Raw genomic sequence first — 14,124 nt, 5'->3', positions numbered from 1 at the left:
GCCTCACCGGCGAGGGCCGTCTGCTGGCGTAGGCTCGCCGGAACGCATGCCGAGCGCATCGCCGACGCACCAGCCCCACCCGACCAGGAAGCAGTCAGGAGCCCGCCACCCATGGCCAAGCTGACGTTCACCGGACGCAGCGGTGACGGCAAGCGCCTGCTCCTGGTGGACGAGTCAGGCCAGCAGCACTCGGTGGTGATCGACGCCAAGCTCCGCAACGCCCTGTCGGGCGTGTCCGCAAGCAACGGCCAGTTGGAGATCCCGATGGAATCAACCCTCCGCCCCCGCGACATCCAGGCGCGCATCCGCGCCGGTGAGACGCCCGAGGCGGTCGCGCACGCCGCCGGCACGTCGGTGGAGAAGATCATGGCCTTCGCCGCTCCCGTGCTCGCCGAGCGTGCCCACGTCGCCGAGCGTGCCCAGCTGGCGTCCGTGCGCCGCCGGGCCAACGAGTCCGGGGCCCGGACCCTCGGTGAGGCCGTCACCGCACACCTGCGCTCGCACAACGTCGACCCGGGCTCGGTGGAGTGGGAAGCGTGGCGGCGCGAGGACGGCCGCTGGACCCTCACCGGGATGTACGACGTCGCCGGACGCACCGGCATCGCGACCTTCTCCCACGACCCGCGCGGCAACTTCGTCACCGTCGACGACGAGGACGCCCGGTGGCTGATCGGCGAGGCGGCCACCGCCACGTCGCCGGAGCCCGCCGCCGACGACCTGGCCGCGGCCCGCCAGCGTCGCTTGAGCGCCGTCTCCGGAGAGGAGCTGCCGCTGGGCGAGGACGCGATCGAGATGGTCACGGGCGAGGAGCCCACGGGCGAGGCCGACCCCGCCAACGAGACCACCGCGGAGCTGTCCGCGCTCGGCGCGGAGCAGTCGGTCGAGGCCTACCTCGACGGCACGACCGACGAGCGGCCCGCCGAGCCCGAGCCTGCAACCGAGCCCGAGCCCGAGGCCTCCCCGCAGGCGGCCGACGAGCCTACCGCCGAGCCGAAGGCACGGCCACGGAAGCGCGGCCGCGCGTCCGTGCCGAGCTGGGACGAGATCATGTTCGGCGGCGGCAAGGGCGACTGAGCGGTGCGGCTCGTCCAGCTCAACGTCCACCCCCTCAAGTCCGCGGCGATCCGCACCCTCGACGCGGCCGACGTCCTGCCCGGCGGGCTGCGCGACGACCGCTCGTGGATGCTCGTCGACGCGGCGGGGCGGCTGGTGTCCGCGCGTGAGCTGCACGCGACCTACCGGGTCGTCGCCGACACCCCGGCGACCGACCCGACCGTGGCGGGCGGCCTGCGGCTGCGCGCGCCGGGCATGGACGACCTGATGGTGCAGCGGCCCGACGCCGAGCCCGTCGCCGTACGCCTGTTCTCCCTCGACCTCAAGGCGGTCCCGGCGGCAGCGGCCGCCCAGACCTGGGTACGCCGCGCGCTCGGCCGCGACGACCTCCGGCTGGTGTGGTGCCACGACCCCGCCGCCCGCAACCTCCAGCCCGGCTTCTCCTCACCGGAGGACCACACGGCCTTCGCCGACGCGTTCCCGGTGACGGTCGCCTCCCTGGCCTCGCTGCGCCAGCTCAACGACTGGATCACGGAGCGTGCCCTCCAGACCGGCGAGGAGCAGCCCGAGCCGCTGCCCGTCGAGCGGTTCCGCGCCAACCTCGTCGTCGACGGCGAGGAGCCGTTTGCCGAGGACCGCTGGCGGGAGCTCCGGGTCGGTGACGTGCGGTTCCGGGTCGCGAAGCCGGTCAGCCGGTGCGTCATGACCACGCTCGACCCTGCGACGCTGACGACGGCCAAGGAGCCCACCCGGACACTGGCCCGGCACCGGCTCGTCGACGGCAAGACCATGTTCGCCGTCCACCTGCTCCCGCTCGACGAGGGCCGGATCAGCGTGGGCGACGAGGTCGTCGCGAGCTGATCTCAGCCCGTCTCGACCGGTCGCGACGAGTCGGTGATCCAGCCGCTCCAGCTGCCGGGGTAGAGCGCCGCCTCGATGCCGGCCGCGGCCATGGCGAGGACGTCGTGCGCGGCCGTGACACCGGACCCGCAGTAGGCCGCCACGGACCCCGTCGCGGTGGCGCCCACCCGGGCATAGGTGGCGTAGAGCTCGTCGGGCGAGCGGAACCGCCCGTGCGCGTCCAGGTTGTCGGTCGTGGGCACGTTGACCGCACCCGGGACGTGGCCCGCCACCGCGTCCACCGGCTCGGTCTCGCCCCGGAACCGCTCGGGCGCCCGGGCGTCGATCAGCACGTCCACGTCGAGGACGTCGTCGGCATGGACGACCGGCATCCGCTTGTCGGTGCCGACGGCGAAGTCGCCGGTCTCGACGCTGGCCTCCCCGGTCTCGACGGGGTGGCCCTCCTCCTCCCAGGCGGTCCACCCGCCGTCCAGGACGCGCACGTCCGGGTGGCCGTGGTGCTTCAGCAGCCACCAGGCCCGCGCGGCCGCGCGTCCCTGCCAGTCGTCGTACACCACCACCCGGCGGTCGGCGCGCACGCCGGCGCGCCGCATGGCCTGCTCGAAGCGGCGCTCGTCGGGGAGCGGGTGCCGTCCCCCGGCGCCGGGCGGGTCCGCGAGGTCCTCGTCGAGGTCGACGTACGCCGCCCCGGGGACGTGCCCGGCCTCGTGCAGCTCCCGGCCGGGCGGCCCACCCATCAGGTAGCGCACGTCGAGCACGGTGACGTCCCCGAGCGAGGCCGCGAGCTGGTCGGTGCTGATGAGGGGCCCGTCGGTCATGGAGCCACCCTGCCACGCCGTGGGAGGCTGCCCGCATGGAGTTCGACTGGGGGAAGGGCGACGCGATCGTCGCGGACGGCGTCGAGGTCGGGCAGGCCAGCCGCTCGTGGTTCCGGGAGCGGGCGGAGGTGCAGATCGGCTCCGAGCTGTGGGACTACCGGTCCCACGGGTGGTTCGGCAGCGAGCTGACGGCCTCCCTCGACGGAGTGACCCGCTTCGTGGCCCGCCGCTCGGGCTTCTTCGCCTCCACGTGGACCATCGACGCCGGTGAGCAGCTGCAGCTGCGCCCACGGGGCCTCTTCTCGACGCGCCTGACCCTGTCGCGCGCCGGCGCGCCGATCGGCGAGGTGACCCGGTCGGGGCTCCTCACCAGCAGGCCGCGGCTCACCGTGCGGGAGCCGCTGGACCCGCGCCTGGGGTGCTTCGTGCTGTGGGTCGCCCACGTCGAGCTGAACCGCCAGGCCAGCGACGGCGGCGCGGCTGCGGCTGCCACGTAGACCGGCTGTGACAGGATCACCGCGACATGGCTGAACTGCACTTCTTCACGGGCACGATGGACTCCGGCAAGTCGACGCTGGCGCTCCAGACCAACCACAACCACGCCGCCCGCGGACGCGTCGGCCGCATCTTCACCACCCACGACCGCGCCGGCCAGGCCGTGCTGTCCAGCCGTCTCGGGCTCACCCACGACGCGCTCGAGGTCGATGCCGACTTCGACTTCTGGACCTACGTCGTCGACACCCTGACCCGCGGCGGCCGCATCGACTACCTCATCTGCGACGAGGCCCAGTTCTACTCCCCCGAGCAGATCGACCAGCTCGCCAAGGTCGTCGACGAGCTCCAGATCGACGTCTTCGCCTTCGGCATCCTCACCGACTTCCGCACGGTGCTGTTCCCCGGCAGCGCACGGCTTGTCGAGCTCGCCGACCGGATGAACGTGCTGCAGGTGGAGGCGCTGTGCTGGTGCGGCAAGCGCGCCACCCACAACGCCCGCACCGAGAACGGCGCGATGGTCGTGGAGGGTGAGGTGATCGTGGTCGGCGACGTCGACCAGGTCGACGAGCCGCCCGCCGACGTGGCGTACGAGGTCCTCTGCCGCCAGCACCACCGGCGCCGGCTGACCGCCGCCCGCGCCAAGGCCGTCAGCCTGGCTCCCGAGCCGCTGCCCTTCGGCTGAGCCGCCGCGCCTCAGCCGACGAGGATCGGGATGAGCATCTCCGAGGGCGTGAGCGACCCGTGGAGCCCGACGAGGGTGTTCTCGTAGGGGAAGTCGCGTGTCGAGACCACCGCGGTGTCGCCGTGGCAGGCGACCATGACGTCGCCCAGCCGGGGTAGGACTCCCGGCTCGACGGCGCCAAACCAACCTTCGCCGATCGCCTCCTCCCGGGTGAGCACGGTGGCGCGCTCGCCCAGCACCTCGCGCCAGGTCGCGACCACGTCGGGCACCGCCCGGGCCGCGCAGTAGAGGTGCCGGAACCTGGCCTCGCCGCCCACCAGGCCCACGCCGTCGCGCAGCCCGTCGGTCTCGTCGACGTCCACCCGCGCCTCCTGGGGGCTGTCGACCATCCCGTGGTCGGCCACCACCAGGAGCCGCGTGGAGGCGGGCAGCGCCTCGCGCAGCTGCTCGGCCTGGTGGTCGACCATGGAGAGCTGCTGCAGCCACTGCGTCGAGGCCACGCCGAACTTGTGGCCCGTCCAGTCGAGGTCGGAGTCGTAGACGTAGGTCAGGGACGGCTGGTGCGCCGAGGCGCTGACGGCGGCCGCGATGCGCTCGCCGACGCGGTCGGCGCCGACGTAGGTCGCGCCGCGCTGCGAGGCGACCGTGAGCCCGGACCCGTCGAAGTCCCTCTTGTTGACCGACGTGACGTGCACGCCCGCGTGGGCGAGCCGGCCGAAGGCGGTCGGGTGCGGCTGCCACTCGAGCGGGTCGACGTGCTTGTCCCACCAGAGGTGGTTGAGCAGCCGGTCGGTGCCGGGGATCCGCGCGGTGAACCCGACCAGGCCGTGCGCCCCCGGCACCAGGCCGGTGCCGAGCGAGGTGAGCGAGGTCGCGGTCGTCGACGGGACGCCGGCGGTGCCCGTCGACCCGTCGGCGACCAACGAGGAGAGGTACGGCGCGGAGTGGCCGTGGCGGGCGAGCAGCTCCGCCCCCAGGCCGTCGACCAGGAACACGACGTACGCCGGAGCCGGCGGCAGCTCGAGCCCGCCGTCGTACCCGTCGAGGCCCGTCCCCAGCGCGCGGGCCACGGAGGGCACCACGTCAGCGAGCGAGCGGTCGCCGTAGGCGGGAGCGGTGAACTCCGGGTTCATCCCCGCGTGCGCGCCGACAGGGCGTCGGCGAAGGAGAGCAGACCGGCCACTGAGCCGGCGCCCTCGGCGGCGGCGGAGACGCGCAGGGTGTAGTCGTCGCCGGCCAGCGTGCCGGTGTAGCCGTGGTCGGCGTCGCAGCTCGGGTCGGAGCAGACCGCCGGCTCGAGGTCGAGGCGACCCACGCCGCCCCAGCCGATCGTCAGCACGGCCTCCGCCGGCGGGGCGACGCCCGCGGTGGGGTTGGCCACCATCCGGGTCACGACCACCGTCCGGATCGAGGTCAGGGTCACCGCCTCGGTGGTGGTCGACGTGTAGGGCTCGGGGAGCAGGTCGTCGCCCGGGTGCTCGTCGGTGTGCGCGATCACCAGGCGCGTCGGGGTGAGCAGCAGCGCCGTCAGGTGGCGGCGTACCTCCTCGTGGTCGAACGTCGTCTCGTGGTGCACGAAGTACGACACGACCTCCTCGCCGCCCGCGGCGGAGAAGACGCCGTCGGCGACGACCTCGGGGTAGTAGCCGGTGCGGTGGATCTCGCGGCGGAGGTCGTCGGAGACGTCCAGGTCACGGGTGGAGCGGGCCATGGGTGAAGTCTGTCACGGCGGTCAGTCGGGGAGCGTGTCGCCCGGCATGGTGCTGAGCCGCCGCACGAACCAGTCCGACCGCGAGTCCTTGACCGGCTCCACGCGCACGCTCGCGCCCAGCACCGTCGCGCCCTCGGCGCCGGCGAGCACCAGCGGCAGCTGCAGCGCCCGGACCTGCGGGAGGTCGTGCTGGAGCTGCGCGACCTGGCGCACCAGCCGCTCCACCTCCTCCACGTCGACGATCTCGCTGCCGCGGTAGCCGAAGAGCAGCGGCGAAGCCTTGATCTCGCGGACCATGTCCTGCGCGTCGTGCTCCGCGAGCGGCGGGATCCGGTAGGACCGGTCGCCGAGCAGCTCGGTCAGCGGACCGCTGACCCCGAACGAGATCACCGGCCCGAAGAGCGGGTCCTCCATCGTGTTGATGGTCACCGGCACGCCGGGCGGGGCGTTGCGCTGCACGACGAAGCCGGCCTTGTCGGGGTCGGTGATCACCCGGTTGAGCGAGGACCAGGCGTCCTTCATCTCCTCCGCGCTGTCGATGTTGCGCCACACGTGGGCGAGGTCGGGGCGGTCGCGGAGGTGGTCGGCGGTCGCCTTGAGGACGACGTCCCAGCCCAGCGCCTCGCCGGCCGTCACGGCCTCGTCGAGCGACTCCACCGCGTAGGTGTCCCACAGGTCGATGCCGTAGGCGCCGAGGAGCCGGTGCTGCTCCTCGAAGTCGAGGTCGCGGCCCTCCGGGTGACGCATGAGCAGCTCGTTGACGAGGTGGCGGGCCTTGTCGCGCTCGGACGACGCCGGCTCGAGCGGGGCGGCCTGCGGGAAGCGCAGCCACACGGCGTACTCCACGACGCGCGCGAGCGCGCGCACGGCGGCCTCGACGGCGGGGTACGACGGCACGGACCCGCGCCCGGCGCTGGAGCCGGCCACGTCGGGCACCCGCAGCAGCTCCGGGACGCCCTCGGTGCCGAGGAAGGTCGAGACGATCGGCTTGTCGGACTGCTCGCCGACCGCGGCGAGCACGTTGGCGACGTCCTCACGGGCGCCGTCGACGTTGAGCGGGGGGATGAAGATCGCCACGACAGCGTCGACCTCGGGGTCGTCGATGGCGCCGTCGAGCGCGTCCTCGAAGTCCTCGGCCGTGGCCTCGGCGCCGAGCGCGACCTGCTTGTTGACGACGAGGCCGACGGAGTTCGCGGCGTCCGCGGCCAGGAGCCCGAGCGCGTCGGAGTTGCCGACGATCGCGACCCGGCGCCCGCGCGGCAGCGGCTGGTGGGCCAGCAGCTGGGCGACGTCGAACATCTCCTCCAGCGACTCGACCTGGATGATGCCGGCCTGGCGGAACATCGCGTCGACCGCCTCTGGTGGGGCGCCGATCTTGCGGACCGCGTGGCCCATCGGGACGCCCTGCGAGCTCCGACCCGACCTCACCGCGACGATCGGCTTGCGGCGGCTCACCCGGCGACAGATCCGGGAGAACTTGCGCGGGTTGCCGATGGACTCGAGGTAGAGCAGCACGACCTCGGTCGCGTCGTCCTCCTCCCAGTACTGGAGGAGGTCGTTGCCCGAGACGTCGGCGCGGTTGCCGGCGCTGACGAAGGTGGTGAGGCCCAGTCCGCGGTTCTGCACCTTCTCCAGGATCGCCGAGCCGAGCGCGCCGGACTGGCAGAAGAACCCGGCACGGCCGCGGGGCGGCATCACCGAGGAGAGCGAGGCGTTGAGCGACACGTCGGGGTCGGTGTTGATCACGCCGAGGGCGTTGGGGCCGATCAGGCGCAGGCCGTAGGAGCGGGACAGGCCGACCAGGCGGCGCTGCCGCATCCGGCCCTCCTCCCCCGTCTCGGCGAAGCCCGAGGAGATCACCACGAGCCCGTGCACGCCCTTGGCGGCGCAGTCGAGCACGACGTCCTGCACGGACTCGGCCGGCACCGCGACGATCGCCACGTCGACGTCGCCGGGAATCTCGGCGACCGACTTCCACGCCGGCATGCCGCCCACGGCGTCGGCGCTCGGGTTGACCACGTGGACCCGGCCGGTGAAGTCGCCCAGCACCAGGTTGCGCACGAGCAGGTGGCCGATCGTGTCCTGGCGGCGGCTCGCGCCGATCACCGCCACGGACCTCGGGGTCAGGAAGCGCTCGATCGAGGCGTACTCCGCGCGGTGCTCGCGCTGCTCCATCACGCCGATGGCGGTGTCGGTGGGGTCGATCCGGAAGACCAGCTCCATCACGCCGTCCTCGAAGGCGCTCTTCACCTGGTAGCCGGCGTCCCTGAACGTGTGGATCATCGCCTGGTTGTCGGGGAGCACCTCCGCGACGAACTCCTCCACGCCCCGCTCGCGACCCGCCTGGGCTAGGTGCTCGAGCAGCAGCTGGCCGATCCCGCGGCCCTGGTGCTTGTCCTCGACGAGGAACGCGACCTCGGCGTAGCCGGGCCGGATGGTGTCGTAGCGGCCCACGGCGATCATCTGGCCGGCCACGAGCAGGATGAGCGCCACCCGGTCGCGGTGGTCGACGTGGGTGAACCGGTCGAGGTCGCGCTCGGACAGCTCCGGCATCGGGGAGAAGAAGCGGTAGTACTTCGACTGGTCCGAGACGCGGCTGTAGAACTCGACCAGCAGCTCCCGGTCGGCCGGCTGCATCGGCCGGATGTGGGCGGTCCGGCCGTCGCGCAGGAGGACGTCCGCCTCCCAGTGGCGCGGCGCCGGCGGCACCGTCGACAGCTCATCCGCTTCGGTCACGGCTGCAATCTATCCCGAGCCGTGCGGCCCCGAGCCCGGCGCCGACCACCTTGGCCGGCCCCGTCCGGCGTGCCCCCGGGCCGAGGCGGGGGGCGAGCGGGGAGAATGGTCCGCATGGCACGACGTACGACGAAGCAGCCCCTCCCGGACGACTTCGAGGAGCACATCCTCGACACCGACATCCGCGACGAGATGCAGTCGTCGTTCCTGGAGTACGCCTACTCGGTCATCTACTCCCGCGCCCTGCCCGACGCCCGCGACGGCCTCAAGCCCGTGCAGCGCCGGATCCTCTACACGATGGACGACATGTCGTTGCGCCCCGACCGGGGCCACGTGAAGAGCGCCCGCGTCGTGGGTGAGGTGATGGGCCGGCTGCACCCCCACGGCGACGGCGCGATCTACGACGCCCTGGTGCGGATGGCGCAGCCGTGGTCCATGCGCCTGCGGACCGTCGACGGGCACGGCAACTTCGGCTCGCCGGACGACTCCCCCGCCGCCATGCGCTACACCGAGTGCCGGATGGCGCCGGCGGCCGTGGCGATGACCGCCTCGATCGACGAGGACACCGTCGACTTCAAGCCCAACTACGACTCGCGCGAGATGGAGCCGGTCGTGCTCCCGGCCGCCATCCCGCACCTCCTCGTCAACGGCTCGGCCGGCATTGCGGTCGGCATGGCGACCAACATCGCCCCGCACAACCTCGTCGAGGTCGTCCAGGCGCTCAAGCACCTGATCACCCACCCGAAGGCGGCCCTCGACGACGTCATGCGGTTCGTCCCCGGCCCCGACCTGCCCGGCGGCGGCAAGATCGTGGGCCTCGACGGCATCCGCGACGCCTACGAGTCCGGGCGGGGCACGTTCAAGATGCGCGCCACCGCCCGGATCGAGTCGGTGACCGCGCGCCGCAAGGGCATCGTCGTCACGGAGCTCCCCTACGGCGTCGGCACCGAGCGGGTGATGGACCAGATCAAGAAGCTCGTCCTCGCCAAGAAGCTCCAGGGGATCTCGGACATCAAGGACCTCAGCGACCGCGACCACGGCCTGCGCCTGGTCATCGAGGTCAAGAACGGCTTCGTCCCCGAGGCGATCCTCGAGCAGCTCTACCGCCAGACGGCGCTCGAGGACTCCTTCGGCATCAACGCCGTCGCGCTGGTCGACGGCCAGCCCCGCACGCTCGGCCTCATCGAGATGCTCCAGGTCTTCCTCGACCACCGCTTCGACGTCGTACGCCGTCGCTCCGCGTTCCGCCGCAAGAAGGCTGCCGACCGTCTCCACCTCGTCGACGGCCTGCTCGTCGCGATCCTCGACATCGACGAGGTCATCCAGGTCATCCGGTCCTCCGACAACGCCGCGGCCGCCAAGGAGCGCCTCATCTCGGTCTTCGACCTCTCCGAGGTCCAGGCCGACTACATCCTCGACATGCCGCTGCGCCGGCTGACCAGGTTCTCCAAGCTGGAGCTGGAGAAGGAGAAGGGCGAGCTCGAGCGGACGATCGAGTACCTCGACGCGATCCTCGCCGACGAGAAGCTGCTGCGGAAGGTCGTCTCCGACGAGCTGACCGAGGTCGCCAAGGAGCACGGCACCCCGCGGCGCACCGTCCTGCTGGCCTCGGCCGGGACGACGGTCACCGCGACCACGCCCGTCGAGGTCGCCGACGATCCCTGCTTCGCGCTGCTGTCCTCCAGCGGCCTCCTCGCCCGTACGACGTCCGCGTCCGCGCCCGGGCACGGCGAGGGCCGGGCCAACCACGACGTGGTGACCAGCGCGGTGCGCACCACCGCGCGGGGGGAGGTCGGCGTGCTGACCAACCGCGGGCGCCTGGTCAAGGTGAACGTCCTCGACATGCCCGAGCTCCCCGACTCGGCCAACGACCCCAACCTCCAGGGCGGCTACCCGCTCAGCGAGATGCTCTCGCTGGACAACGGCGAGCGCGCCCTCGCGCTGACCTCGCTGCCCACCGACGGCCCGGGCCTCGCCCTCGGCACGCGTCAGGGCGTCGTCAAGCGCGTCAACCCCGAGGTGCTCGGGCGCGACGAGTGGGAGGTCATCGGCCTCAAGGACGGTGACGAGGTCATCGGTGCCGTCGAGCTCCGCACCGGCGAGGAGGAGCTCTGCTTCATCTCCACCGACGCCCAGCTGCTCCACTTCCCCGCGTCCGGCGTCAGGCCGCAGGGCCGCTCGGGCGGCGGCATGGCCGGCATCAAGCTCGGCGCCGGGCAGCAGGTCGCGTTCTTCGGCGCGTTCGACCCGGCCGACGCCGTCGTGGTGACGGCGTCCGGCTCCTCGACCGCGCTGCCCGGCACCGAGGCGGGAGCGGTCAAGGTCACGCCGTTCTCGGAGTACCCCGGCAAGGGCCGCGCGACCGGCGGCGTGCGGAGCCACCGGTTCCTCAAGGGCGAGGACACCCTCGTCACCGCCTGGGCCGGCCCGGGCCCCGCGCGGGCCGCGGCCGCCAGCGGCGCCCCCGTCGACCTGCCCGAGCCGACCGGCAAGCGGGACGGGTCCGGCGTACCCGCCCCGCAGCCGATCGCCGCCGTCGCCTCCCCCGTCGTCGCCCAGGTCGCCGCTGCCGACGCGGATGCCGGTGCCGCGCCCGCCCCTGTGGAAGGCTGACGCCATGCCCCTTCGCGCGCCGCTCCGCGCCCGGACGCACCGCCGTCTGGCCGCCACCGCCTCGGTCCTGCTGTCACTCCCCGCCCTCGCCGCCTGTTCGGGCGACTCCGGCGGGGCGGCCGAGGACGGCAGGTCCGCGGAGGACGTGCTGGCCGAGGCCGCCACGAAGCTCACCGAGACCAGCGGCGTCGAGCTCGACCTCTCCACCGGCACGCTGCCCGAAGGCGTGTCCGGCATCGCCAAGGCTGCCGGGACGGTGACCCAGGCGCCGGCCTTCGAGGGGTCGATCACCGTCGTGTTCGCCGGCCAGACCGCCGAGGTCCCGGTGATCGCCGTCGACGACAAGGTCTACGCCCAGCTCCCGTTCACCCAGGGGGCCTGGGACACCGTCAACCCCAAGGAGTACGGCGCCCCCGACCCCTCCCAGCTCGTCGGCGAGGACGGCTTCGCCGGCCTGCTCGGGCTGACCGAGTCCCCCGAGGAGGGCGAGAGCGTCCGCGGCGGCGACAACAACACCGAGGTGCTCACGACCTACTCCGGCACCGTGCCGGGCGACGCGATGGACGCGATCATCCCGTCCTCGGCCGGCGACTCCTTCGACGTCGAGTGGCAGGTCAACGACGATGGCGAGCTGCGCAAGGCGACGCTGACCGGTGTCTTCTACCCCCGCTCCGACCCGATGACCTACACCGTCGAGTTCGACGGCTACGGCGCCGAGAAGGAGATCACCGCGCCGTGAGCGTCGACCCGGCTGCGACCGGGGAGGTCTCGCGCACCTCGCGACTCCTCCTGTCGATCGCGGCGGTCGCCGTCGCGTTCGCGGCCGCCGACACGTACGTCGTCGTGCTCGCGCTGCCGGACATGATGACCGGCGTCGGCGTCCCGATCGACCAGCTCCAGCGGGCCGCACCCATCGTCAGCGGGTTCCTGCTCGGCTACGTCGCGATGCTGCCCCTGATCGGCCGCATCGCCGACCTGCGCGGGCGGGTGCCCGTGCTGGTCATGGCGCTCGTGCTGTTCGCCGTCGGCTCCCTCGTGACCACCCTCGCCTACGACATGCCCAGCATCGTGGCCGGCCGCTTCCTCCAGGGCGTCGGCGGCGGCGGCCTGGTCCCGGCCACGCTCGCCCTCGTCGCCGACCTCTACCCGGTCGAGCGCCGCGGGATCCCCCTCGGCGTGGTCTCGGCCGTGCAGGAGATCGGCTCGGTCGTGGGGCCGCTGTTCGGAGCCGCGGTGCTCGCGGTCGCGGACTGGCGGGCGATCTTCGCGATCAACCTCGCCGTCGGCCTGGTGCTCGCGGCGGCCGTGCGCGCCCTCTCGCCCGCCGCCACTTCGGTGGTCGAGGTGCGCCCTTCGACACATCCGCTCGTCCCTCACGGACACTCAGGAACCGCGAAGCGAGCCTCGAAACCCTTCCCAGACGTCGTCGGCCTGCTCCTGCTGCTCGCCACCCTCGCCAGCGGGCTGGTGGTGTTCCTGCGGCCGTCCGCGCTGATGCGCGACCTGACGTGGGGCCGGCTGTTCATCCCCTACGCCGGCGACGGCCGCTGGCTCACGCCGATCGGCGCGATCACGGTCGGCGCGCTCGTGCTGCTGCTCGCGTGGTGCTGGTTCGCGCGCCGCCCGCTGCTCGACCTCCGCGGCTGGACGCGCGTGCTGCTGGAGGCCGACCTCGCCGGCGCCCTGCTCCTCGCCCTGGCGCTGGGCGGGGTGATCCTCGCCTTCGCCACCGCCGACCCCAAGGTCGAGGTCTTCTCCCCGCGCGGCCGCTGGTACCTCCTCGGCGCCGTCGTGGCCGCGGCCGCCTTCGCCTGGCACGTCCGCCGGGCCGCCAACCCGCTCGTGCCGCGCGGCGCGCTGCGTCGTACGCCGGCGTGGGGGGCGCTGCTCGTCAGCTTCTTCGTCGGAGCCGCGCTGATCGCCGCGCTCATCGACATCCCCCTCTTCGCCCGCACCACCGTCTACCCCGACGACCAGCTCCCCGCCGCCCTGGTGCTGGTGCGCTTCCTGCTGGCGCTGCCGGTCGGCGCCGTCGTCGGCGGCTACCTGATCCGCTCGCTGTCCCCCGGCGTGGTCACCGCGGTCGGCATGGCGATGGCGGCGGCCGGCTTCGTGCTGATGACGCGCTGGGGCCTCACTACGATCGAGGAGCCGATCGCGAACCTCGCCCTCATCACCGGTGGACTCGGCTTCGGCCTCGCGCTCGCGCCGGTCAACGCCGCCCTGCTGGCCTTCACCGACGACGACGTGCACGGCGTGGCGAGCGCCTTCGTGGTCGTGGCGCGGATGGTCGGCATGCTGATCGGGATCTCGGCGCTCACCACGATCGGTTTGCGCCGCTACTACTCCGAGCAGCTCGCCATCCCCCCGGTCCAGGAGGTGTGCGACGGCAAGAGCAAGTGCAAGGCCTTCTCCGACCTGCTGCGGATCGCCGGCATCGCGCAGGAGCACGCGGTGTTCTGGGGCGCGGCCGGATGTGCGGTCGTGGCAGGCGTGCTGGCGCTCGTGGTGTTCCGCGACGTACGCCCGACCCGGCTGGCGGCACGAGACGTCTTCTCGGGCCACGCCTGAGGTTCGCTAGCCTGCGGTCTCGTGGACGACTTCTCCGACCTGATGCAGGCCAACCGCGAGTTCGCGGACTCCTTCGACCTCGGCGGCTTCGACGGCAAGGCCCATGCCGGGATCGCGCTGGTCACGTGCATGGACTCGCGCATCGACCCCTTGCGCATGCTCGGGCTCAAGCACGGCGACGCCAAGATCTTCCGCAACCCGGGTGGCCGGGTGACGCCGCAGGCTCTCGAGGCGCTGGTGCTCGGCGTGCACCTGCTCAACGTCTCGCGGATCCTCGTCGTGCCGCACACCCGCTGCGCCATGGCCTCGGCCTCCGAGCAGGAGCTGCGCGTCAAGGTCGGTGAGTCCGCCGGCACCGACGCCAGCTGGCAGTCCTTCGGCGTCGTCACCGACCAGCTCGACCAGCTGCGCCAGGACGTCGCCAAGGTGCGCACGCACCCGCTCATCGCCGACCGCGCCGCCGTCGGGGGCTTCCTGTACGACGTCGACACCGGCCTGCTCACCCAGCACGCCTGAGCCGCCTGCCTGTTCACCATGGGATGTCGCCGAACCCCCGCTTCCCGGCGTCAGTTGACCGTGGGAAG

At 72.8% G+C, this 14,124-nt stretch carries 12 protein-coding genes; 8 read left to right on the top strand and 4 right to left on the bottom strand.

All coding sequences use genetic code 11. The annotated features are described in order from the left end of the window. The first annotated feature begins 111 nt into the window (after positions 1-111). Both sepH and Q9S36_RS44145 read left to right on the top strand, forming a co-directional pair. Positions 112-1,074: a septation protein SepH gene (gene sepH / locus Q9S36_RS44150; protein ID WP_311291100.1), complete on the top strand. Its 963-nt coding sequence runs from the start codon at positions 112-114 to the stop codon at positions 1,072-1,074. Between the two features lie 3 nt (positions 1,075-1,077). Then, the gene (locus Q9S36_RS44145; protein ID WP_311291099.1) at positions 1,078-1,914 is read left to right on the top strand and encodes an MOSC domain-containing protein; all 837 of its coding nucleotides are present in this window, start codon (positions 1,078-1,080) and stop codon (positions 1,912-1,914) included. A gap of 2 nt (positions 1,915-1,916) precedes the next feature. On the opposite strand, the gene Q9S36_RS44140 is transcribed toward Q9S36_RS44145, so the two are convergent. Further along, positions 1,917-2,732: a sulfurtransferase gene (locus Q9S36_RS44140; protein WP_311291098.1), complete on the bottom strand. Its 816-nt coding sequence runs from the start codon at positions 2,730-2,732 to the stop codon at positions 1,917-1,919. Between the two features lie 35 nt (positions 2,733-2,767). On the opposite strand from Q9S36_RS44140, the gene Q9S36_RS44135 reads away from it, so the two are divergent. Both Q9S36_RS44135 and Q9S36_RS44130 read left to right on the top strand, forming a co-directional pair. Beyond that, positions 2,768-3,229: a hypothetical protein gene (locus Q9S36_RS44135; RefSeq protein WP_311291097.1), complete on the top strand. Its 462-nt coding sequence runs from the start codon at positions 2,768-2,770 to the stop codon at positions 3,227-3,229. A 26-nt stretch (positions 3,230-3,255) separates the two neighbouring features. Further along, complete coding sequence (locus Q9S36_RS44130) at positions 3,256-3,909, top strand: thymidine kinase (protein WP_311291096.1); 654 nt, start codon at positions 3,256-3,258, stop codon at positions 3,907-3,909. Between the two features lie 11 nt (positions 3,910-3,920). Here the strand turns inward: Q9S36_RS44130 and Q9S36_RS44125 are convergent, their stop codons facing one another. From Q9S36_RS44125 to Q9S36_RS44115, 3 genes are read right to left on the bottom strand one after another with little or no spacing between them, the layout of a single operon-like run. Beyond that, complete coding sequence (locus Q9S36_RS44125) at positions 3,921-5,042, bottom strand: alkaline phosphatase family protein (RefSeq protein WP_311291095.1); 1,122 nt, start codon at positions 5,040-5,042, stop codon at positions 3,921-3,923. Beyond that, positions 5,039-5,620 (bottom strand): DUF5998 family protein, encoded by a 582-nt coding sequence (locus Q9S36_RS44120; RefSeq protein ID WP_311291094.1) that lies wholly within the window; start codon positions 5,618-5,620, stop codon positions 5,039-5,041. Before Q9S36_RS44120 ends, Q9S36_RS44125 begins: the two co-directional genes overlap by 4 nt. A gap of 21 nt (positions 5,621-5,641) precedes the next feature. After that, the gene (locus tag Q9S36_RS44115; protein ID WP_311291093.1) at positions 5,642-8,356 is read right to left on the bottom strand and encodes a GNAT family N-acetyltransferase; all 2,715 of its coding nucleotides are present in this window, start codon (positions 8,354-8,356) and stop codon (positions 5,642-5,644) included. Positions 8,357-8,470: 114 nt separating this feature from the next. Between Q9S36_RS44115 and Q9S36_RS44110 the strand changes: the two genes are divergently transcribed. From Q9S36_RS44110 to Q9S36_RS44095, 4 genes are read left to right on the top strand one after another with little or no spacing between them, the layout of a single operon-like run. After that, positions 8,471-10,969, top strand: coding sequence for a DNA topoisomerase (ATP-hydrolyzing) (locus tag Q9S36_RS44110; RefSeq protein ID WP_311291092.1), 2,499 nt, complete (start codon positions 8,471-8,473; stop codon positions 10,967-10,969). Between the two features lie 4 nt (positions 10,970-10,973). Then, positions 10,974-11,708 carry an LppX_LprAFG lipoprotein gene (locus tag Q9S36_RS44105; protein ID WP_311291091.1) on the top strand — a complete coding sequence of 245 codons (735 nt, stop codon included), beginning with the start codon at positions 10,974-10,976 and terminating at the stop codon, positions 11,706-11,708. Then, positions 11,705-13,540 (top strand): MFS transporter, encoded by a 1,836-nt coding sequence (locus tag Q9S36_RS44100; protein ID WP_311291090.1) that lies wholly within the window; start codon positions 11,705-11,707, stop codon positions 13,538-13,540. The genes Q9S36_RS44105 and Q9S36_RS44100 overlap by 4 nt, the downstream gene beginning before the upstream one ends. 42 nt (positions 13,541-13,582) lie before the next feature. Next, on the top strand, positions 13,583-14,056 hold the full coding sequence (locus tag Q9S36_RS44095) for a carbonic anhydrase (protein WP_311291121.1): 474 nt from the start codon (positions 13,583-13,585) through the stop codon (positions 14,054-14,056). Positions 14,057-14,124 lie beyond the last annotated feature (68 nt).

It is taken from the genome of Microbacterium sp. ARD31 (assembly GCF_031844425.1).
Note: the sequence above shows the minus strand (reverse complement) of the source record. Positions and strands in the feature narration are given on the sequence as shown.